Here is a 21,995-nt window from a genome sequence, read left to right as displayed (position 1 = left end):
GCGTCCCCGGTATGACGGGGGCGCGCAGCCTCGCATAACCTTATGCAATAAAAGTATTTCACCGCTCGTGGTTATGCTCGTTATCTTCTCGCTACAACTTGTTATGACAAGTAGAGATAACGAGACGGAACATGGCCCAACTGCTACCGCTTTCACCCGTACCGCTGTACAGCCAGCTCAAGGAACTGCTGCGCACGCGCATCCTCGACGGCACCTATCCGCCGCACAGCCGCATGCCCTCCGAGAGCGAGCTGGGCAAGGCTTTCGACGTCAGCCGCATCACCGTGCGCCAGGCCCTCGGCGACCTGCAGAAGGAAGGGCTGATCTTCAAGATCCACGGCAAGGGCACCTTCGTCGCCAAGCCCAAGGCCTTCCAGAACGTCAGCACCCTGCAAGGCCTGGCCGAGTCCATGTCGCAGATGGGCTACGAGGTGATCAACCGCCTGACCAGCCTCAAACACCTGCCGGCCAGCGCCCGCGTGGCCGAGCGCCTGCAGCTGGAAGAGGGCGCGCCGGTGACCGAGATCAAGCGTGTACGGCTGGTCAACCGCGAGCCGGTGTCGCTGGAAGTCACCTACGTACCTCGGTCCATCGGCGAGAAGCTGGAGAGGGCCGATCTGGTCGCGCGCGACATCTTCTTGATCATCGAGAACGACTGCGGCATCGCCCTCGGTCATGCTGATCTGGCCATCGATGCGGTGCTCGCAGATGACGATCTGACCCTTGCGCTGGATGTGGAGGAGGGCGCACCGATCATGCGCATCGAGCGCCTGACCCACGCCGTCGACGGCACGCCGCTGGACTTCGAATACCTCTATTACCGCGGCGACGCCTTCCAGTACCGCCTGCGCATCGACCGCAACAAGGAGCGCCCGGCATGAACACCCTCGAACGCGAATACGACCTGGTGGTTATCGGCGGTGGCACCGCCGGCCCGATGGCCGCGATCAAGGCCAAGGAGGCCAATCGTGAACTGCGCGTGCTGCTGCTGGACAAGGCCAACGTCAAGCGCAGCGGCGCCATCAGCATGGGCATGGATGGCCTCAACAATGCGGTGATCCCCGGCCACGCCACGCCGGAGCAGTACACCAAGGAAATCACCGTCGCCAACGACGGCATCGTCAACCAGGCTGCGGTCTACGCCTATGCCAGCAAGAGCTTCGAGACCATCGAGCAGCTTGATCGCTGGGGCGTGAAGTTCGAGAAGGACGAGACCGGCGACTACGCGGTGAAGAAGGTGCACCACATGGGCGCCTATGTGTTGCCGATGCCGGAAGGGCACGACATCAAGAAGGTTCTGTACCGCCAGCTCAAGCGTGCGCGGGTGGAGATTACCAACCGTGTCATCGCCACCCGCCTGCTGACCGACGGCGCGGTCAACGGTGTAATGGGTTTCGACTGCCGTACCGCCGACTTCCACGTGATCCGTGCCAAGGCGGTGATCCTCGCCTGCGGCGCCGCTGGGCGCCTGGGCCTGCCGGCTTCGGGCTACCTGATGGGCACCTACGAGAACCCGACCAATGCCGGCGACGGTTACGCCATGGCCTATCACGCTGGGGCCGAGCTGGCGAACCTCGAATGCTTTCAGATCAACCCGTTGATCAAGGACTACAACGGCCCGGCCTGCGCCTACGTCACCGGCCCGCTCGGCGGCTACACCGCCAACAACAAGGGCGAGCGCTTTATCGAGTGCGACTACTGGAGCGGGCAGATGATGTGGGAGTTCCACCAGGAACTCGAAGGCGGCAACGGCCCGGTGTTCCTCAAGCTCGACCACCTGGCCGAGGAAACCATCCAGACCATCGAGGAAATCCTGCACAGCAACGAGCGGCCGAGTCGCGGCCAGTTTCACGCGGGCCGCGGCACCGACTACCGCTCGCAGATGGTCGAGATGCATATTTCCGAGATCGGCTTCTGCTCCGGCCACAGCGCCTCGGGCGTATGGGTCAACGAGAGGGCCGAGACCTCGGTCAAGGGCCTGTACGCCGCTGGCGACATGGCTGCGGTGCCGCACAACTACATGCTCGGCGCCTTCACCTACGGCTGGTTCGCCGGAGTCAACGCCGCTGAGTACATCGCAGGGCGCGACTTCACCCCGGTCGATGCTGCGCAGGTCGAGCGTGAGCAGGCGAGGGTGTTCGCGCCGCTCGAGCGCGAACATGGTCTGCCACCGGCGCAGGTCGAATACAAGCTGCGGCGCATGGTTAACGACTACCTGCAGCCGCCGAAGGTGACCAAGAAGATGGAGATCGGCCTGACCCGCTTCGCCGAGATCGAGCGCGATCTGGATCAGCTCAAGGCCAACAACCCGCACGAGTTGATGCGTGCACTGGAGGTCAGCGTGATTCGCGACTGCGCCGAGATGGCCGCACGTGCCTCGCTGTTCCGTACCGAGAGCCGCTGGGGGCTGTACCACCACCGCGTCGACCACCCGCAGCGCAATGACGCCGAGTGGTTCTGCCATGCCCATCTGAAGAAGAACGAGCAGGGCGAGATGACCAGTTTCAAGAAACCGGTCGAGCCCTACCTGATCGCGCTGGATGCGGATGAACAGAGCGCCTACGACCGGTTGCGGGTGAAGACCGAGGCCGCCTGACCAGGCATTGAACCGTAGGGTGGGCTTCAGCCCACCAAATGGCGTGGCCCCCGGTGGGCTGAAGCCCACCCTACGAGAGCCCACTGCGTGCAACGCATAACGAGAGCCACGAGGCTCCGAGGAACTGTGAAATGGCCTATCAACCCCAGGAAATTTTCTTTCGCAGCAGCGCGCCGGTGACCGTCGACGAAGACAAGTGCATCGCCGACAAGGGCTGCACCGTATGCGTCGAGGTTTGCCCGATGGACCTGCTGGCGATCAACCCGGCCACGCAGAAGGCCTACATGGCCTTCGACGAATGCTGGTACTGCATGCCCTGCGAGAAGGACTGCCCGACCGGTGCGGTGCAGGTGGAGATTCCTTACCTGCTGCGTTGACTCATGCATACGGCGCAGCCTGCGTAGCTCGTCGTTACCGGATCCCATCCGGGATACAAACAAGCAAAACCCGCCATCCGGCCAACCACCGGACGCCTGATGCAATACCCCTCGTTTCCCACCGGCCCACCTGCTGGCGGAGACGATTCCAACACTCAATGATTCGAGGGGAGAATACCCATGCTCTTGCGTAGCACCCTGGCCGGCCTCGCGCTGGCAATCGCCGCCACCCAGGCGTCGGCCGAAGCCATCCGGATTGCCATCGGCACCCAGGACACCACCATCAACTGCGCCGCTGGCGGCCTGCTCATTCGCGAGCTGGGTCTGCTCGACAAGTACCTGCCGAAAGACGGCAAGTACAAGGACGCCCAGTACGTCATCGAGTGGAAGAATTTCACCAGCGGCGCGCCGCTGACCAACGAAATGGTCGCCGGCAAGCTGGATTTCGGCGCCATGGCCGACTTCCCCGGCTCCTTCAACGGCGTCGCTCATCTGGATGCCGGCAAGCAGAGCCTGTTCATCAGCGTGCTGTCCGGCAGCATCAAGGGCAGTGGCAACGGTATCGTGGTGCCGGCCTCGTCCAGCGTGCAGTCGCTGAGCGAGCTCAAGGGCAAGACCATTTCGGTACCGTTTGCCTCCACCGCCCATGGCATGCTGCTGCGCGCGGTGGCGGCGCAGGGCTGGGACCCGGAAAAGGACGTGCGCATCATCGCCCAGGCCCCGGAGATCGCCGGCTCGGCGCTGCGCAGCAACCGCATCGAGGCGCACGCCGACTTCGTGCCCTTCGCCGAGTTGTTCCCCAACCGCGGTTTCGCCCGCAAGATCTTCGACGGCTCCCAGGCCGAGGCGCCGACCTTCCACGGTGCCCTGGTGGATGCCGATTACGCGAAGAAGTACCCGGAGATCGTCATCGCCTACCTGCGCGCCGGAATCGAAGCCGACCAACTGCTGGCAGCCGAGCCGGAGAAATACAGCGAACTGATCGAGAAGGTCACCGGCATCGAGGCCGAGGTGAACTACCTGTTCCATGGCCCGCTGGGCCTGCAGACCCGCGATCTGAGCTGGAAGCCCGAGTACCGTCAGGCGGTGGCCACCTCCATCGACACCCTCAAGCTGCTCAAGCGCACCGATCGGGGCCTGGATACCGCCAAGTTCATCGACGACCAGTACATTCGCGCGGCCTTCAAGGCATCCGGGCTGGACTACGACAAGAAACTGGGCAATTACGCACCATTGCCGCTACAGGCCAGGGATGCCCTGACCGGCAAGCCGATCACCGACTTCAAGCGTCTGGCGCAGATCTGGGTGCGCGGCGAGGACAAGGTGCGCCACTACGCATCGCCCGAGGCTGCCCTGCAGGCTCTGGCCGTGCTGGAAGAGGAGGGCAAGGACATCCGCGCCATCTACGCCCAGGCCGCCGATAGCGGGATCAAGCTGCTGGCCAACCAGGCCTGGTTCGTGCGTGACGGCAAGGGCCAGCTGAAGGCCTTCCTGCTCAAGCAGCAGGCCGAGTCCTACGCCCAGGCCAATGGCGGCGAAGCGCTGGACTTCGTCAGCGTCAACCAGAAACTGCTGGCCAGCCGCTAAGACCTGGCCCTCTGTCCACTGCCTTCCGATCCGGCGAGAGGGCGATGGCAGAGGGCCTGACGTAGCCCGGATGAAATCCGGGGCAACGCAGCACGGTTCTTCCCGGATTTCATCCGGGCTACGGAGATTGCCATGAACCCGCTATACCGCTGGCCCCTGCGCCTGGCCTCGCTGGCCGCCTGCCTGCTGTTCTGGCAGGTCGCTGCCAACCAGCGCCTGGATCTGGGGCTGATCGCCTTCACCTACGTGCCCACGCCGGCCTCGGTGCTGGATGCCGCCTGGCACCTGCTGCAATCGAGCAAGCTCGCCGACCACCTCGGCAGCAGCCTGGGCCGGGTGTTTACCGGTTACCTGGCCGCTGCCGCCTTTGGCGTGCTGCTGGGGCTGGCCATCGGCCGTTCGAAGTGGGCCGAAGACAGCCTGCTGCCACCGCTGGAGGTGCTGCGGCCGATTCCCGCCGTGGCCTGGATTCCCCTGGCCATCCTGATGTTTCCCTCGTCGGAGGCGTCGATGATTTTCATCACCTTCACCGGCGCGCTGTTCCCCATTCTGCTCAACACCATCCACGGTGTCGAAGGCGTCGACCCGCGCCTGGTGGCCTCCGCGCGCAGCCTCGGGGCAGGGCGCCTGGCCATCCTGCGTGAGGTGATCCTGCCCGGCGCCGCGCCCAGCATCGTCACCGGCCTGGCCATCGGCATGGGCACCTCCTGGTTCTGCCTGGTCACCGCCGAGATGATCTCCGGCCAGTTCGGCATCGGCTACTACACCTGGGAGTCCTACACCTTGCAGAACTACCCGGACATCGTCGTCGGCATGCTGCTGATCGGCGTGCTTGGCATGGCCAGCAGCACCCTGGTGCGGCGCCTCGGCGCCTTCGCCACCCCCTGGTACCAGAGCGGAGGCAAGCGCGCATGAGTGTCTACCAACAGGCTCCAACGCCGGGGCGTATCGACGGCCGGCAACTGTCCATCCGTCTCGGCCAGGGCCGTGAAGCCTTCGAGGCTGTGCAACGCCTGGACTTTGCCATCGAACCCGGCGAGTTCGTCTGCATTCTCGGGCCTTCCGGCTGCGGCAAGTCGACGTTGCTCGGCGCCCTGGCCGGGCACCTGCAGCTCAGCGGCGGCAGCCTGCTGGTCGATGGCAATGCCGTCGCCGGGCCATCGCCGCAGCGCGGCATGGTGTTCCAGCACCACACCTTGCTGCCCTGGCGCAGCGTGCTGGACAACGTCGCCTTCGGCCTGAAGATGCAGGGCATCGGCAGGACGCAACGGCGCGAGCAGGCGCTGGAGATGTTACGCCTGGTCGGCCTGCAGGACTTCGCCCAGCGTTGGCCCAATCAACTGTCCGGCGGCATGCAACAACGCGCCGAGATTGCCCGCGTGCTGATCAACCGGCCGCGCCTGCTGCTGATGGACGAACCCTTCGGCGCCTTGGATGCGCAGACTCGTGCACGCATGCAGGAGCTGCTGCTGGATATCTGGACACGCATCCGCACCACTGTGGTGTTTGTTACCCATGATATCGACGAGGCATTGTTCCTCGCCGACCGCATTCTGGTGATGAGCCCGCGCCCGGGGCGCTTCATCGAAGACCTGCGCCTGGAATTCCCGCGCCCGCGCAATGCCAGCCTGCTCACCAGCCCCGGCTTCACCCACCTCAAGCGCCACTGCCTGGAACTGCTGCGCCACGAGGACGGCCGCGAACTGCCGCGCCTGACGCCGCTGGGCCTGCCGACCACCGACCATCCGCCCTTGCGAATAGCCCTATGACCGACCTGAACCTTGCCGACCTGGCCACCGACAACCCCGACATCCTCGACCTGCTGCCGCGTCTGGCCGCCGATGACGCCGGCATTCGCCGCATCGCGCTGATCGACCTGGCCGATCTGGAGGATCCGGACGCCTTGCCCTGGCTCGCCCGCGCCCTGCGCGAGGATGCCGACGCCGCCGTGCGCGCCGAAGCGGCGCGCCTGCTCGAAGCCTGGGAGGAGCCCGAGGTGGTCTCTGCCCTGTGCGCCGCGCTGGCCGATGCCGATGAGCGCGTACGCAGCGCCGCCGCACAAAGCCTGAGCGAATTGAAAACTGTCGAAGCCGGACGGGTGATCCTGCCCTGGGCCAGACACGCCGATGCCTTCGTCCGCGCCAGCGCCCTGCGTGCATTGCGCGAGCTGCGCCTGGCCGACGCTGCACCGCAGGCGCTCAAGGCGCTGGACGACAGCGACGCCTTCGTCCGTCGCGAGGCGGTCGGCATTCTCGGCTGGCTCAAGCAGCATGAGGCGTTGCCGGCCCTGGCGCGACTGGCCAGTGACGACGCCGATACCGAAGTGCGCCGCGCCGCCACCGGCGCCCTGGGGCTGGCGCGCGATGCCAGCGTGCTGCCGGCCTTGCGCGCAGCCTTGCACGATCGCGAATGGCAGGTGCGCGAGGAGGCCGCCACCACCCTCGGCAAGGTCGGTCTGAACGAAGCCGGCGCGGCGCTGATCGAAGCGCTTGGCGATGGCTACTGGCAGGTGCGCCTGCGCGCCGCCCGAGCGCTGGGCAAGTTGCGCCATGCTGCTGCCTTGCCGGCGCTGGTGGAGTTGCTCGGCCACAGCATCAGCAACCTGCGCAAGGAGGCGGCCCTGGCCCTCGGCGAGCTGGCCGATCCGAACGCCGTGCCGGCGCTGCAGGCTGCGGAAAACGACGGCGACCCGGAGGTACGCAAGGCCGTGCGCATCGCCCTCGCACAGTTGCAGGGTGCAGGCCAGTGACCGCACCAACGTCTCTGCGCAGCGCCGCTGGCCAGCTCCTGCTGGACTGGCCGGACGGCAGCCGTAGCGAGCTTGCCCACATGCGTCTGCGCGCTGCCTGCCCATGCTCGCAGTGCCGCGCTGCGCGCCTGCACGGACGCATCGACCTAGCGCCGAGCGACATCCGCGTGCAGGCCATCAACGCCCGGGGCTATGGCGTACAACTGATCTTCAGCGATGGCCACGACCGTGGCATCTATCCCTGGGACTACCTGCGTGGGCTGACATCCTGAGGCTGGTGATGGCGAGAGAGAGCACTTAGGATCTGCTTAAAATCGTGAGCAGATCTGCTCAGGGGTTTTAACCCTATACTTCGCATAATGTATATTATGTTAAGTGAGTGCCGTTTCAAGAGTGTTGCATTTACGCTCCTATTAAGCCGCATGGCGGCCCATGCTTCTCGACTTCAGGCTTGCCAGTGATGGTTCTTCGTCTCTAGCATCGTCGCCCCATGGCATGCATCAAGCTTCGAAATCCATCTACTCCAAAATCAATCAAGGGCTGGCTCCTGGTGGATGACCTAGGCCTCCCTCGGTTCTGGGCAACTGTCTGGGCGGATGTTCTTAAGGCCAATATGGGACTCACAACCCGAGGGCATCACCTATACGCAGTAGAACGGTTCTACCAGGTGACTGATCGACAGCTCGGATCCGGCGCTTTGGATCGAATGCTTTCCGAGCTAGATATGCCTGCGCTCGAATCAGCTCTAAGCAGCTTTCTAGCTAGCCTCAGGAATGATGGCAGCCTACGCGGCGTCAATAACAATCAAGCATGGGGATCAGCGAGATCATTTGTCGCGGATACTGTTAGTCACCTGAGCGCCTCGTCAGCCAATGAATACAGCAAAGTTCACAGCAGGCTCTTAAGGCTTGATCGCCTTTATTCCCAAGTCTCACCGGCGAGGCCAAAACCCCCGGTCGCTATTCGAGCTCTGCCCGCAGCGGTCGTAGAGGATCTCTACGAGGTTTTCTCGCCGACGTCATCAAGAAATCCATTTCGGACTGAAGCTCTGCGGTGGCGGAATTTCCTCATGTTTCTCCTTAGAGCGATTGATGCTCTTGGGCTAGAGACTAAGGGAAAGCATGTCGAGAGAGTAATTGAGAGTTTGAGCTCAATTATTTGGAGCGTTGGCGATATGAGAAATAAATACGGCGATGCACACAGTGCAACTTCGATTAGCACTCCACCAACAAAGGCCGAGGCAGGTTTCTGTGTAAACCTGGCCGGAGCGGCGGCCCTGTATTTATTGGAGGAATTCGAGCTGAGTAACTAATCGCCGTAACATTACTAGTGCCGATAGAACTGCGCACACCACATCTTAATCATTAAGACGGAGGGTATTATGCTACTGCCTGGAGCTGAAGCCCATGGAATGGACCATCGCCAATGCCTGGAGCTACTGGAAAGCACGGAGGATACATTAAATTTCCTGACCTCCACCCTCGGATACTTAATACATGCCGAGAGCCAAAAGCCTTTTCCTGATATGCAGCTAATTGACGACTGGAATGCTCTGAAGCAAGAGGTCTTTGATGTAGGTTATTCTTTATCAGGCGCAAATGTAGAAATCTATAAGCAAATAGAGCAAACCTATCGAGGGCGCAATCTGGAACTGCAGTCAATAGTGGATATTTACATGGCGGGTCGATTCTAGCGACCCTAGGGTGACGTCATACTCCTAGCATAGGTTTACTCAGCTTTGGCCCGTCCAGGCTAGAATTTCCGCGCAAGGGGCTAACGCCACCTTTGAAAGCCAGGGACTGACTGGCAATGGCATCCCAGTGATTATTCATATTCGATGTATTTAAGGAGTGGCAGTTAGATGCCTGAGCAAGATCAAGAACTAAAGAGTGGGAAAAATAAGCACGCTGATGAAATACCACTTCAGACAGCTAAAGAGTACTACCAAATGGTGGCGCGTCATCGCAGAAAGATGCGCATTGAGAGATTTTTTGAGCAGAACCCTTTGGCGTGGTTCTTTAACGAGTTTCCCCCTCAGGATATGTATAAATCATCCCCCGAGAATCGCCGAAACACAAGGCAAGAGATGCGATATCACTGGCTGCGGCAAAGAACCAGCTGGACGTTCTTATCTCATCTTACAACCTCAACAGGAATTCGATTTGCTGCTATTGGTGGCTTAGTCAGTGCTTTTTTTCAAGCAGCACCTGGGCTAAGAGGTGAAGGAGTGAACGGGGAGGTATTTAACTGGCTACTGATCGCTGGATTACTTTATCTTATTGCTGGGGTGTGGTTTTCCTTGAGTTGCCCTCTACTCTTGAAGCAGACGCTAAAGGGAACTCCCCGTTATTTGGGGCAGCACCATAGACGATGGTTGCAAGCACTAGTTGAGGATGAGCTACGGCGGTGGTGGAAAAAAATAGAATGGCTGCCTCATCCGGCCCGACTGCAAATTGAAAACAATGCGCATGATCGAACAACCTTGGTGATCATGCAGAGCTACGGTGTTCCAGCATTTTCTGGCTTTGGTGTTTATGCGTGCGCTCATATAGAAAGTGCCCTGCATGAATATGAAATTATCAGCAAGACTCGGCCATGGCGCCAGAATAGATGCAATGGAAAACTGGAGGCTTTTTCTCCATCCGTTGTATATGAAAGTAGTCGCCCTCTTGTTAGAAGCCTGTCATTAAGTAGAGTCGACGAATATCTTGCAGAGCAAGGGTGTGGTGCGAAGGTAGGAGATCTTGTCGTGCACTGGCATGACTCCAATGTGGAGATTTCACATCAAGTACCAAAACGTAGCGCAGTGCATATTTCCAGGGAGGCCGAGGGATTAGTCTACCTCTTTGCCGAGGATGGCAGCGCTTCAGTCTTTGCCGAAATTGTGGCCTTCTGGCAGGAGAGTATGTATCCATGGAGAAGGCTAATAATGATTCTACTACTATCAATGAGCGCTTCTTCATTTGCTTGGTTTGTCTACCTACAACTGAAAACTGTTCTCTCGGCTTTATAGCTGGTAGCTAGTTGCGGAAATTCCAAGGTTTCATAGAGCGCCTCCCCTCCCCAACGTCCTCTGCTGCACGCGGATACTCGGTGGGGAGGTAGAGCAATGAATCCCATGCTGGAGCCAGGAGCAAGCGGCAAGAAACAGCCCCTGAGAGTTCTTCATCACCGCATGGGAGTTCTTCATCACCGCATGAGAGTTCTTCATCACCCACCTCCAGCCCAACAGATGAGGGTCTGTGAGGGCTAAGCTATGAGAGTCTGTAACAAAATGCGTGCAACACTGCCGCGCTTTTTTAGTGCAACAGGCCTCCCCTCACTTCTCTGGCCAAGAGGTTGTGAATAGCTTGGCTCTCAGCAAGTCCAGAGGCGCAACACGTGCCGAAACGGCCTTCATTGTTAAATCATGTGCTATTTCAGATATGTGCATGAATGCACCAGCCCCCGATTCGTTAGCCCCCTCTCAAGACCTCTGGCGAAGGACGTGTCGATGTTGCGTTCACCTCGAGCGCGACGGCTTCTTTATCGAGCCACGCCTACGCTCTGCAGGCATTCGATAAAGCCCGCCATGGCCGCCGAGCGGCTGATCCTGGGATACAGGGCGCCGATTTCGCGGTGGATCGGCGCTGGGCCAAGCTCGATGGCGCGAACGCTCCCCGGTAGCGGCAGGATGGTTTCCGTAAGTGGCACCACCGCCACACCGAGGCCGTTCTCGACCATCGACAGCATGGCCTGGATATCATCGACCTCTATCCATTCCTGCAGAGCTATCGAGTGATCGCGCAGGTACCGCTCCACCTGTCGTCCACCGAATGAGGATCGGTTGTAACGAATAAAGGGCTGCTCGCGAATCACTGAGCGCCAGTCTTCGCCAGGCACATTGCCTGCTGCCAGCAGGACATAGTTCTCGCATGCCAGCGGCGTCCATTCCAGTTCCCGCGGCGGTTCGAATGCCGGGCGGATGAGGATGGCCAGATCGAGCTCCCCTGCTTCTACTCGATCCATCAGTTGCAGGGAAACGCCTGGCGACAGATTCACTCGACAGTTGGCAAAGCGCTGGCGAAACGGCACCAACGCGCGCGTCAGGACGGTCGCCTGCACCGAGGCAATCGCGCCGATCTCCAACGGCCGGGCCCACTCCTCGTCCTGGTTCGGCTCGCCCAATGCATCGAAACCGGCGACCAGCGCCTCGGCACGGGCAAGCGTGCGCAGCCCGGCGGCGTTCAGCGTGGCCGAGCGACCGGTGCGATCAAACAGGGTAAAACCCAGGGTTTCTTCCAGGCGCCGCATATGGCCGCTGACCGCAGCCTGCGTCAGGCCGACCCGGTCGCCCGCCGCACTGAAGGTGCCATAACGGGCGACGGCGATCAGGGTGCGTAATTCGGTGATCATGGCGATTGATAAGATTCCGTTTTGCTCATGATCAGAACATATAGTTTTTTATGAACATTGTCGCCGACTAGGATGATTCCACTCACCCACAACGAGGGAACTCCAATGACCGCGCTATGCCCCTTCCACCTGGCCTTTCCGGTTGACGACCTGGCCGCCGCCCGTGACTTCTACGGCAACCTGCTCGGTTGCAGCGAGGGTCGCAGCTCGCCGGAGTGGATCGACTTCAATTTCTATGGCCACCAGATCGTCGCGCACCTGGCGCCCGGCGAGGCCGGCGCCGGTCCGGCGAACGCGGTAGACGGCCACGGCGTGCCGGTACGTCATTTCGGTGTGATGCTGTCGATGGCGCAGTGGCAGGCCGCCGCCGAACGCCTTACCGCAGCGGGCGTCGACTTCATCATCGAGCCCTATATCCGCTTCAAGGGCGAGCCGGGCGAACAGGCGACCATGTTCTTCAAGGATCCAAGCGGCAATGCCGTCGAAATGAAGGCCTTCGCCGACATCAACAACCTGTTCGCCCGCTGACCGCGAAAGGATCGAAGCCATGCAAACGCTCAAGGTGGCAATCGCCGGTTTCGGCGGTGTCGGCCGCGCCACGGCCAACCTGCTGTTGCAACGCCGCGAACGCTATCGCCAGTTCTACGGCGTGGACGTGCGCCTGGTTGCGGTGTGTGGCTCACGCACCGGCCTGGCCGATGCCAACGGTCTGCAAGCGGATCAGTTGGACGCACTGCAGCCCGGCCTGACAGGGCCGGATTTCGTGACCGCGAGCGGCGCATCGGTGCTCATCGAAGCCGGCCCCAGCGATTTTCGCAGCGGCGGACCGGGCCTTGCCTACCTTCGGTCGGCGTTGTCGGCCGGGCAGGATTGCATCGTCATTTCCAAAGGCGCGCTGGTTCACAGCGGGCCGCAGCTGCGCGAACTGGCGCGCGCCTCTGGAGCGCAGCTGAAACTCAGCGGTGCAGCCGCGGCCGCCCTGCCCACGCTCGACCTGCTCGAACACAGTCTGGCCGGCTGCAAGGTGCTGGCCGTAGAGGGCATTCTCAATGCCACCACCAACTACCTGCTCGATGCCATGCGCACCCAGGGGCTCGGTTTCGATGCGGCGTTGCGCGAGGCGCAGACCGGCGGCTTCGCCGAAGCGGACACGCGCAACGACACCGAAGGATGGGATACCGCCTGCAAACTCCTGCTGCTGGCCAACTTCGGCCTCGGCGCCAACCTAACGATGTCTGATGTCGAGGTCGAAGGCATCCACTCGGTTACGGCGCAGCGTATCGATGCCTGGCAGTCGCAGGGCCTGGTTCCGCGGCTGGTCGGCAGCCTTAGCCAGGTAGGCGGCACGATCCGCGCCAGCGTCGGGATCAAGACCTACCCGCTGTCCGACCCATTCGCCCAAGTGAACGGGAAGAACAAGGCGATCCGTATCAGCAGCGACGCCATGGGCGAGACCATTGCCATCGGCTGCGGCGTCGAACCGCTCGCCACGGCCGCCGCCGCGCTGAAGGACTTTGAACATATTCTCCAGGCCAGGGGCGCTCGCCCCGTCTCCATTACGGAACATTCAGCATGACCCGACGCACCCTGCACGCCATCCGTCATGTCGGATTCGAAGACCTTGGCAGCTTCGAGACGCCTCTACGCACTGCCGGCTACCAGATCGAATACATCGATGCCGCGGAACGCGACCTCGGCCAACTCGATCCACTCGCCGCAGACCTTCTGGTGATACTCGGCGGCCCCATCGGCGTCTACGACCACGACAGCTACCCACTTGTCGCCGACGAGCTGCAATTGCTACGCGCGCGCCTGGCAGCCGACCGGCCGACGCTGGGTATCTGCCTCGGCGCGCAATTGATGGCCGCTGCACTTGGTGCGCGCGTCTATCCCGGGCCGGCCAAGGAAATCGGCTGGTCGACGCTCGAACTAGCGCCTTCAGCCAAGTCTCAGCCTCTGGCCGCGCTGCGCGACGTTGCCGTGCTGCACTGGCACGGTGACACCTTCGATCTGCCGCAGGGCTGTACGCTCCTCGCCTCGACACCGCTGTGCCGCCATCAGGCCTTTGCCCGTGGCCCCAATTTGCTCGGCCTACAGTTCCACCCAGAGGTGCGCGGCGACCGCTTCGAGCATTGGCTACTGGGACATGCAAGCGAATTGGCCACCTCGGGCCTGGACCCCGTCACCCTGCGCCACGATGCCAAGCGTTACGCCCGCACGCTGGAGCAAGCCGGCACCGTCATGCTCAACGATTGGCTGGCGAAGCTGAAACACTGAAGCTGTCAGAGAGCCCGAACCTGGTGGCAGGACTGCCGCCAGACATGGAGATGCGGCTGCTTTATCGACATCTAACCCGTTAACGCGGGCAGTTTCGAGTCAGCTCACCTCCAGCCCTATCCAGGCGTCAGAGATAGGCGAGCAGAATTCGCTCCTGCTGGTGCCGGCTCTCCCACAAGAACGCCGCAACTGCTCAAGCAATTGCAGCGTTCTCAGGTGCCCAGCAGTACGCCAGCTGGCTGTGAGCACTACACGCTGGTGCAGGGATCGGGTGCCCAGTCGCCCAGATCGGGGTTACTGCAGGCGCTGCTGATCATGCCGGTGCCGCGGCTGCTGACCTGTTGCGCCTCGCTGCGCTTGGCGCTGGCTTTCTGGATCTTCTGCTCGGTGACCACCGCCTCTTGCGGCACGGGCTTGGCCGCCGGTGCCGGTTTGGCCGCGGGCGCGCTTTCCACCTTGGCGGCGACGGCGACCTGTTGGCGCTCGACGCCCACCTGTTGCAGGTCCTTCTCGTAGGCCTGGGTGTAGGTATCGATGTCTTCGCCGGTGCGGCCGTCGGCGGCGGCCAGCAAGGCGTTGGTTTCCTTCAGGCCGCTGAGGATCTCGGCGAAGCGACTGCGCCCTTCGCTGTCGCTCATGGTCTTGCTGCGATGGGCGGCGCGCAGGTTGTCGAATTCGCGCTGGTAGCAGTCCTGCGCCGCCTTGGCGTGGACGATGCTGCGATCCAGGTCCATGGTGCTGCGCTCGAAATCGCTGCCGTAGGAGGCGATGCGCTGGCGGTCGTCACTGATCTGCTTCTGCCGCTCGGTGTAGTAGCCCGCCGCGCCACCGACCAGGGCGCCGGCCGCGGCGCCGATCAGGGCGTTGCGCCCGGCGTGGTCGCCGCCGCTCAGGGCGCCGGCCAGGCCACCGAGCAGACCGCCGGTGACCGCGCCGGTGGTCACCGATTTCTGCATCGCCGCGTCGGAGGCCCGCAGGTGATTGACCGGCTCGTAACAGGCCGGGTAGTAGTTGGCCTGGGTGGTCTTGGCCACCTTGGCGCTGACCCCGCCACCGACGCTGGCGCAGCCGCCCAGCAACAGGACGGAAAAGGCGCCGGCGAACATCAGGGAGGAGCGTAGAAAGCGAATCTGCTGCGGATATTCCATGGTCTTGGCCTCATGCTTGAGTTGTCTGATTCCATCCCGGGCCGGCTCGAGCGTACAGCGCCCCTCACCCGCAGCCTGCTCTCCTACGTCAGGGTGCCAGCAGCTCCTTGAGAATCGCCGCCGGATCAGCCTTGCGTTGCAGGCGGTACTCGCCCACATGCCTCACAAACAGCGTAGCCCGTTTCACCAGACTCTTGCCCAACACCGGCTGGCGCTCGAGCTCCTGACGGGTACGCTGGAACTGCGCCTGGATCACCGCATCGCTGTAGCGGGTGCCGGTGGCCAGGTTGTCGATATAGATGCTCACCGCGCCGTCCAGCGCGCTGCGGCCGTTGGCGATGGCCGACTCGTAGAGTTTCGCCGCGGTCTGATCCTGGGCCTGGCGCGCCTGGTTCAGGCTGTTCTGCAGGTTGGTCAGGCGGATGTTGTAGTTGTTGACCGTCTCGGCCACCAGCGCCGCGGACTGGATCAGGTTGGCCGCGGCCTCCTGGCGCTGCTGGGCGATCAGCGAGACGTTGCGCTTGAGTTCCTCGTTGATCAGCGCCAGGCGCGCCTGCAACTCCGGGTCTTCGCTGCCGGCGATGATGTTGTCGAGCAGCAGGGTCGGGTCGTCGGCATCCTCGATCTCGTCGGTCAGGCCGGCCAGGCGCCCTTCCCTCTGCCATTGCTCGAACAGCTCCTGATAGCGCGAGCGCGGCGCCGACAGCGCGCCCAGGGCGACGCGAAAGCCGGTGGTCTCGTTGCGCTGCTCGCTGCCGTCGGCGGCGAACGAGGGATATTCGCGGCGCATGCCAGTAAACAGGGTCAGCTCGCCTTCCAGGTAGTTGCCGCCCTTGACCACGAAACCGCCATAGGTGCCCTGGCGGCGCCCGGCGTGAACCATCTGGAAGGGATCGTGGACCATCTCGGCAGCATTGCCGATCACGTCGTGCAGCCCCAGTGGGTTGGGCTTCTTGCTGCCCACCGGCAGCAGCCGCGCGCCCTGCCCCGTGCCGCCGGCGACCTGGGTGAACACCGCCCAGTCGGCCAAGGGGCCATCGCCGTCGACGCCCTCCTCGCGCCGTGGAAACAACCGCGCCTCCAGCTCCTGACGGCTGACTGCATGGCCGCCGCGGGCGGCGAACTCCCATTCCACCTCGGTGGGCAGGCGCACGAAGCCGACGCCGCCGTCTTCCAGGCTCTCGCCGCGGCCGCTGATCGGCAGGCGTTCGCGGTGGTGCCTGAGCAGCCAGGCGCTGTACACCGCGGCGAAGCGCTCGGCCTCGAAGCGCGACAGATTGACTTTGGGCCGGCGCGCCATCACCCCGCCGGCGACCGGCGTGCAGACCTCCTCGCCACCTTCGACCAGGGCCGGCGCCTGATCCATCACCTGCTGGTACTGGCGCTCGGTGACCTCGTACTTGCCGACGAAGTACAGCATGGGCTTGAGCAGCTCGTCGTCCTGGCGGATCGGCAGGGTCGGGGCGATGCGCGATCGCCAGTCCTCGGGCAGGTCCTCGACGACGAACTGGCCGTTGATGAAATCGCGCCGGTAGCCGGAGATGAAGGACTGCTGATAGCCCGGCTCGTCCTCGCTGAAGGGGTAGCCGAGGCTGATCTCGCGGTCGTCCAGGGTGCCGCGGGCGAGGATATAGACGTGGCGGAAGACCATCTCGCCGCCGCAGGGCAGCGGCAGGCTGACGTCGTCTTCCAGCGGCTTGGGGTTGTAGTCGGCCGGGCTGCCTGGCGCCGGCGCGGGTACCGCGGCGGCACTGGGCGGCGGCGCCTCGACTGGCGCTTCCGCCACGCTCGGCGCAGCTTCCTGCGCCGCCTCGACCTTGGCGGCAACGGGCTTGGCCTGTTCACCCTCGGAGCAGCCGAGCACCAACAACGCGGGCAACAGCAGAGGCCACTGACATCTAGACATCGCGCAATCCTTCAGAAGCTTCGATTCGCGCCGCCCGCCAGCCGCCGGAAGCGGCCGCCAGGCTGCTGCACAACAGGGTGACCAACAGGGCCAGCAGGTAATGCCCGGCCAGCAGGCGGCAGGCGTATTCGCCCGGGTTGTGCTGGAACAGCTGGTTCAGGCCGAGTTCCGCGCCGGCATACAGCGCCCAGGCCAGCAGAGTGCTGAACAATCCGGTATAGAGCGCCTGCAGTACCACGAAGGCGACCATCGCGGAAGACGAGAAACCCAGCAGGCGCAGCACCGACAGCGCGCGGCGCTTGCGCTCCACCGCGGCCAGGGCGCTGGCGGTCATCGCGGCGAAGGCGCCGCCCAGGGCCAGGCAGGCGATGATCCAGAACACCAGGGTCAGGTTGCGGCTGAGCGAGCGCACCTGGGCGATGGTGTCGGCCTGGGTCGCCACTTCCAGGTTGCGGCTGGCGAAGTGGCGGCGTAGCACTTCGACGCTGTCCAAATCGGCGGCGTACAGGCGAAAGCCCGGGTAGACCCGCGCGTCGCGGGTCTCCTGCAGACCCGGCCAGCCGAACGCCGGCACAGCGAGGCCGTCGCGATAGTCCTCGGCCGCCTCCAGCAGGCGCAGGTCGGCGAACAGCGCGTCGCGGGCGAAGGCGCTGAGCGGCAGCACCGCCTGCACGCGCAGGCGGGTGCGCTGGAATTCGCTGCGCCCGCCGACCTGGCGGCCGAAGGCGGCCTGCAGTTCGTCGCCGGCGGCGACGCCGAGTTTCTCTGCCGCACGCTGGCTGAGCACCACGGCGTCCAGCGCCAGGGGCTGACCCTGCTGCGGCAACAGCGGGTCGCCCGGTGCGGTGGGAATCATCTCCACGGTGAGGCTGCCGGCGCCGGCGGACAGCTCGGCGGTGGCGGCGATCTGCCGGGTACGCGGCACGACGAAGGCCACGTCGGCCCGCGCGCGCAGTTCGGCGATGGCCTCATTGCCGAAGCGGCCGCCGCCCAGCGGGATCACCTCGCGAATGCCGGGGTCGCGCTCCAGGCGCTCGGTCAGGGTGCTGATCAGACCGAACTTGAGACCGAACAGCACCAGCAAGGGCGCCAATACGGCGACCAGGGCCAGCACCGCGCAGGCCGACAGCCGCCCTTCGCGGCGGTAGTCATGCCAGGCCAGTCGGCCCATCAGCCCCAGGCGCATCAGCCGGCCTCCCGCAGGGTGGCGAGCACCCCGCCCTGGCCGTCGCGCTCGACCGCCAGGCGCTGCAGGTCGAGGCCGACGCGGCGTGCCAGGGTCTCGTCGTGGGTGGCGATGAGGATGCAGGCGTCCTGCTCCTGCGCCCGCTCCACCAGCAGCTGCATGACCCGCTCAGCGTTGAGCGGGTCGAGCGAGGCGGTGGGTTCGTCGGCCAGCACCAGGGCCGGGCCATGGGCCAGGGCGCGGGCGATGCTGACGCGCTGGCGCTGGCCCACCGACAGCGCGGCCGGCAGTTTGTCGAGCTGGTCGGCGATTTCCAGGCGCTCGGCCAGGCGCTGCACCGTGGCATCGTCGGGCAGGCCGAGCAAGGCCCGCGACAGGCCGATATTGCTGCGCACGTCGAGAAAGCCGAGCAGCCCGCCGGTCTGCAGCACGTAGCCCATCAGCCGACTGCGCAGCTCGGCCAGCTGATCCTGGCGGTCGTGGCGCCAGAGCCCGGCGATGTCGGTGCTGCGCCCGTCGCGGGTGAATTCCAGGGTGCCGCCCGGATCCGGGCTGAGCACCAGGGCCAGCAGGTCGAGCAAGGTGCTCTTGCCGCTGCCGCTGGGCCCGACCAGGGCCAGGCGCTGGCCAGGGCGCAGGTCCAGGCGCGGCACCTGCAGGCGGTAGCCCGGGCGGCTCTTGCCGATGTCGCGCAGGCGCAGCATCAGGGCAGCGTCGCCAGCGGCACGCGGTACAGCGCGTCGCCCGGTTGCGCATCGCCGAAGCGTACCCAGTGGGCGATGTCGTTATGGAAGGTCTCGTACAGGCGGATCTTCGACTCCAGCTCGTCGATGTAGTCCTGCTGTTCGGCGACGCTGAGCGACAGCCACAGCTCCTGGGTCATGTTCAGCGACTTGCTGCGGTACGGCAGCCCTTCCAGGTACTCGCCGAGGATGCCGGACTCGGCCAGGTTGCGGCCTTGGCTCAGGCCGCTGGGGTCGCGACTCATGTAGGCGCTGGCGCTGGCGATCTCCTGGAAGAAATCCTTGGGCGAGGACTGGGTGCGCCGCGCCGCGTCGACGATCAGCTTGAGCGACTGCTGCAGGTCGTTGAGCTGCAGCTTGGTCAGCAGCACGCAGACCTGGAAGGCCGGCAGCGAGGGGTTGGTCAGGTCGTGGTCGGCGGTCCAGGCGGTGACCAGCTGCGGTGCCTGGGCGGCGGCGCGGCGGCCGAGAAAATCCATCTGCATGGCGTAGCCGATGGCCGAGGTCTTCGCCGCAATGCTGCGGATCGATTGATGCTGATTCGGCGCCTGCACCTGGTTGTTCGCCACCTTGTTCACCAGTTCGGCGAAGATCAGTCCGATTTCCTTCACAGTCTGCCCGAACTTCTCCACCGCGCCATCGGCCACCGGGATGTACAGGTCGCCGATCTGCGGGTTGGCGTCGGCGGTCAGGCTGCGGTATTGCTGCTCGGCGAAGCCGTGGTTGTCGCGGCCGACCGGAGTGCGCAGGTGCAGGGCGTAGACCTTGATCTGCTTGCGCAACGCCGCCTCGCGCACCTCGGCCTCGTTCATCTGGGTGCGGCTCAGTGGGTCGTTCTTGCGCAGCGCGCCGGCATCGGTGACCAGCAGGATCAGCCGGCCGCTGTAGGGCGTCCAGTCCATGCCCTCGACCGCCTCCATCACCCCGGCGAAGGCGTCCTCGTTGAAGGCATGGCTGGAGACGTTGGTGGCGCGTACCTGGCGCGCCAGTTCGGCGAAGCGCTGCGGATCGCTGCCCTCCTCCAGGCTCACCAGGGTGCGGCTGACGTATTCCAGCCCCGGGGTCTTGTCGACGTTGCTGCGAAAACCCACCAGGCCGAAGCTGACGCTGTCCAGGTCGCCGCGGCTGGCGATCTGCCGGTGCAGTTCGTCGACCACCTGCGCCACCCGGTCGATATAGGGCTGCATCGACACCGAGGTGTCGACCACCAGGACGATGCCGGTGCGGAACTTGTCGTGCTGGATGCGCGGACTGCCATCGCCGACCACCCGTTCGGCGTCGCCCGGATCGATCGACGCCACGTTCAGCAGCTGCACCGGCGCGCCGTTGCCGTCGAAGGTCTCGTGCGACTCGAAGATCGGCAGCAGGTAGAACTGCTCCTGCGGGATGGCGCTGGCCGCCGGCTCCAGGGCGACGATCTGCGGCGCCACGCGCTCTTCGAACTGCGCCTGGTGCAGCGCCGTGCGCGCCTGCGCCGGATCGGCCAGGTACTGTTCCACCGCGCTGCGGCTGTCGAGAAACATCACCGGCGAGCGCCCGGAACGCTCGGTGAACTTCAGCACCAGGCTCTGCTTCCAGTCGCTGACGTCGGCGGCCGCCAGCCAGCCCTCGCGCGTGCCGTCGCTGGAGGCGCCGACCTCCAGCCAGGTCTGTCCGCCGTGCTCCTGGCGACGGTAGACGTAGAGCACCGAGAAGGCCGGCAGCTCGCTGCCCTGCCCCGCCTCGCCGGGCTGGCTGGCCAGACGCGCCTCGGGTTTGCTCAGCACGCGCTGGAACAAGCTCTTCTTGCCCGGCATCAGCAAGGGACGCTCGCCGCCGTCGCTGGCCTGCGCGCCCGGCGTGCCGCCGTTCGCCACCGGCGGCTTCGTCTCCTCAGGCGGCGGGTCGCTCTGCGCCTGCCCCTGTGGCGGTGGCTTGGGCGAACCACTGAACAGCCAGTAACCGCCGCCGGCCAGCACCAGCAGGCCGACCAGGGCCAGCGCGACTATGGCCAGCATGGGGCTGCGCGAGGGTTCGGGCGGCGGGCTCGGTTTCGTCGGCGGCACGCGGGTGGCATGCTCGTCGGCCGGCCGTGGCGGCGGCTCGGTCTGCGCCGGCGGCATGTTGACGGAGACCGCCTGCAGGCCGCCGAGATCGGCCGCGCCGGAGCGCTGCGCCGGGGTTTCCGGCAGGCCCAGCGGGCGGAACTGGGTAGCTTCGCTGTCGCCGCCGTTTGCGGGGGTCGGGCTGGCGGATAGTGCGTCCAGCGCCTGGATCAGCGCGGCGGCATCGGGGAAGCGATCGGCCGGGTCCTTGGCCAGCAGGCGCGACAGAATCGGCTGGTAGCGGCCCTGGGCAATCGGCAGCTCGGGCAGCGGCTGGGTCAGGTGGGCCAGCGCGGTGGACAGCGAGTCGGCGCCGACATAGGGCAGCTTGCCGGTGAGAATCTCGTAGAGCACCACGCCCAGCGCATAGAGGTCGGCGCGGCCGTCGACCTGCTGACCGCGCGCCTGCTCCGGGCTCATGTAGCTGGGCGTGCCGACGGCGAAGCCGGCCTGGGTGAACTGGGTGCGGTCTTCCAGCGACTTGGCGATGCCGAAGTCCGACAGCACCGCGGTGCCGTCGGCGCGAAACAGGATGTTGGCCGGCTTGACGTCGCGGTGCACCAGGCCCTGGGCATGGGCATAGCCGAGCGCCGAGGCGATCTGGCGCAGGTACTGGATGCCTTGCTCGGCGCTCAGCCCGGCGGCGATGCGCTCCTTCAGCGTGCCGTTGGGCAGGTACTCCATGGCCATGTAGTAATGGCTGCCGACGTTGCCGATGTCGTGGATGGTCACGGTATTGGGGTGGGACAGCCGCGCCAGGGTCTTGCCCTCGCGCAGGAAGCGCTCGCAGAAGCTGGGGTCGGCGGCCAGCGCGGCGGCCATCACCTTGAGCGCCACCTTGCGCTCCAGCGAGCGCTGGGTCGCCAGGTAGACCACGGCCATGGCGCCGTCGCCCAGCTCGCGCTCGATCTCGTACCCGGGGATGTCGATATCCATGGATTACTGCG

At 64.4% G+C, this 21,995-nt stretch carries 20 protein-coding genes; 14 read left to right on the top strand and 6 right to left on the bottom strand.

From position 1 onward, the window contains the following. The first annotated feature begins 131 nt into the window (after nt 1-131). From EA796_RS05960 to EA796_RS23035, 11 genes are all read left to right on the top strand, one after another. Nucleotides 132-881, top strand: a complete 750-nt coding sequence (locus tag EA796_RS05960) for a GntR family transcriptional regulator (protein WP_122107917.1) — start codon at nt 132-134, stop codon at nt 879-881. Further along, nucleotides 878-2,596, top strand: coding sequence for a fumarate reductase/succinate dehydrogenase flavoprotein subunit (locus tag EA796_RS05955; protein ID WP_122107916.1), 1,719 nt, complete (start codon nt 878-880; stop codon nt 2,594-2,596). Before EA796_RS05960 ends, EA796_RS05955 begins: the two co-directional genes overlap by 4 nt. A 131-nt stretch (nt 2,597-2,727) precedes the next feature. Further along, nucleotides 2,728-2,973, top strand: a complete 246-nt coding sequence (locus tag EA796_RS05950) for a ferredoxin family protein (RefSeq protein WP_122107915.1) — start codon at nt 2,728-2,730, stop codon at nt 2,971-2,973. Between the two features lie 180 nt (nt 2,974-3,153). Then, nucleotides 3,154-4,560 carry an ABC transporter substrate-binding protein gene (locus EA796_RS05945; protein ID WP_122107914.1) on the top strand — a complete coding sequence of 469 codons (1,407 nt, stop codon included), beginning with the start codon at nt 3,154-3,156 and terminating at the stop codon, nt 4,558-4,560. A 132-nt stretch (nt 4,561-4,692) separates the two neighbouring features. Beyond that, entirely contained in the window at nt 4,693-5,475 is a 783-nt protein-coding gene (locus EA796_RS05940) for an ABC transporter permease (protein WP_122107913.1), read from the top strand. Then, nucleotides 5,472-6,329, top strand: a complete 858-nt coding sequence (locus EA796_RS05935) for an ABC transporter ATP-binding protein (protein ID WP_122107912.1) — start codon at nt 5,472-5,474, stop codon at nt 6,327-6,329. Before EA796_RS05940 ends, EA796_RS05935 begins: the two co-directional genes overlap by 4 nt. Next, entirely contained in the window at nt 6,326-7,309 is a 984-nt protein-coding gene (locus EA796_RS05930) for a HEAT repeat domain-containing protein (RefSeq protein ID WP_122107911.1), read from the top strand. Before EA796_RS05935 ends, EA796_RS05930 begins: the two co-directional genes overlap by 4 nt. Further along, nucleotides 7,306-7,581, top strand: a complete 276-nt coding sequence (locus tag EA796_RS05925) for a DUF971 domain-containing protein (protein WP_122107910.1) — start codon at nt 7,306-7,308, stop codon at nt 7,579-7,581. Before EA796_RS05930 ends, EA796_RS05925 begins: the two co-directional genes overlap by 4 nt. A 218-nt stretch (nt 7,582-7,799) precedes the next feature. After that, nucleotides 7,800-8,621: an abortive infection family protein gene (locus EA796_RS23645; RefSeq protein ID WP_122107909.1), complete on the top strand. Its 822-nt coding sequence runs from the start codon at nt 7,800-7,802 to the stop codon at nt 8,619-8,621. 69 nt (nt 8,622-8,690) lie between these two features. Then, nucleotides 8,691-9,002 (top strand): hypothetical protein, encoded by a 312-nt coding sequence (locus tag EA796_RS23040; protein ID WP_147459031.1) that lies wholly within the window; start codon nt 8,691-8,693, stop codon nt 9,000-9,002. 168 nt (nt 9,003-9,170) lie between these two features. Continuing rightward, the gene (locus EA796_RS23035; RefSeq protein ID WP_147459030.1) at nt 9,171-10,322 is read left to right on the top strand and encodes a DUF308 domain-containing protein; all 1,152 of its coding nucleotides are present in this window, start codon (nt 9,171-9,173) and stop codon (nt 10,320-10,322) included. Nucleotides 10,323-10,834: 512 nt separating this feature from the next. Here the strand turns inward: EA796_RS23035 and EA796_RS05915 are convergent. After that, a complete protein-coding gene (locus tag EA796_RS05915; RefSeq protein ID WP_122107908.1) occupies nt 10,835-11,704 on the bottom strand; it encodes a LysR family transcriptional regulator in 870 nt (289 codons plus the stop codon). A 105-nt stretch (nt 11,705-11,809) separates the two neighbouring features. Between EA796_RS05915 and EA796_RS05910 the strand changes: the two genes are divergently transcribed. Genes EA796_RS05910 through EA796_RS05900 form a run of 3 tightly spaced genes read left to right on the top strand, consistent with a single transcriptional unit; the run spans nt 11,810 to nt 13,981 of the window. Continuing rightward, nucleotides 11,810-12,232 (top strand): VOC family protein, encoded by a 423-nt coding sequence (locus EA796_RS05910; protein ID WP_122107907.1) that lies wholly within the window; start codon nt 11,810-11,812, stop codon nt 12,230-12,232. 19 nt (nt 12,233-12,251) lie between these two features. Further along, the gene (locus EA796_RS05905; RefSeq protein WP_122107906.1) at nt 12,252-13,280 is read left to right on the top strand and encodes a homoserine dehydrogenase; all 1,029 of its coding nucleotides are present in this window, start codon (nt 12,252-12,254) and stop codon (nt 13,278-13,280) included. Next, a complete protein-coding gene (locus EA796_RS05900; RefSeq protein ID WP_122107905.1) occupies nt 13,277-13,981 on the top strand; it encodes a glutamine amidotransferase in 705 nt (234 codons plus the stop codon). The genes EA796_RS05905 and EA796_RS05900 overlap by 4 nt, the downstream gene beginning before the upstream one ends. Nucleotides 13,982-14,229: 248 nt before the next feature. Here the strand turns inward: EA796_RS05900 and tagQ are convergent, their stop codons facing one another. The 5 genes from tagQ to EA796_RS05875 form a co-directional block, all read right to left on the bottom strand. Beyond that, nucleotides 14,230-15,129 (bottom strand): type VI secretion system-associated lipoprotein TagQ, encoded by a 900-nt coding sequence (gene tagQ, locus EA796_RS05895; protein WP_122107904.1) that lies wholly within the window; start codon nt 15,127-15,129, stop codon nt 14,230-14,232. Nucleotides 15,130-15,217: 88 nt separating this feature from the next. Continuing rightward, nucleotides 15,218-17,035: an SUMF1/EgtB/PvdO family nonheme iron enzyme gene (locus EA796_RS05890; RefSeq protein ID WP_122107903.1), complete on the bottom strand. Its 1,818-nt coding sequence runs from the start codon at nt 17,033-17,035 to the stop codon at nt 15,218-15,220. Beyond that, complete coding sequence (locus EA796_RS05885; protein WP_122107902.1) at nt 17,028-18,221, bottom strand: ABC transporter permease; 1,194 nt, start codon at nt 18,219-18,221, stop codon at nt 17,028-17,030. Before EA796_RS05885 ends, EA796_RS05890 begins: the two co-directional genes overlap by 8 nt. Continuing rightward, nucleotides 18,221-18,925, bottom strand: a complete 705-nt coding sequence (locus tag EA796_RS05880; RefSeq protein WP_122107901.1) for an ABC transporter ATP-binding protein — start codon at nt 18,923-18,925, stop codon at nt 18,221-18,223. Before EA796_RS05880 ends, EA796_RS05885 begins: the two co-directional genes overlap by 1 nt. Then, nucleotides 18,925-21,984 carry a serine/threonine-protein kinase gene (locus EA796_RS05875; protein WP_122107900.1) on the bottom strand — a complete coding sequence of 1,020 codons (3,060 nt, stop codon included), beginning with the start codon at nt 21,982-21,984 and terminating at the stop codon, nt 18,925-18,927. The genes EA796_RS05880 and EA796_RS05875 overlap by 1 nt, the downstream gene beginning before the upstream one ends. Nucleotides 21,985-21,995 lie beyond the last annotated feature (11 nt).

Source organism: Pseudomonas sp. AOB-7, assembly GCF_003696305.1.
Taxonomy (GTDB): Bacteria; Pseudomonadota; Gammaproteobacteria; order Pseudomonadales; family Pseudomonadaceae; genus Aquipseudomonas.
The sequence above is the reverse complement of the archived record's forward strand: the minus strand, read 5'-3'. Positions and strand labels throughout refer to the sequence as shown.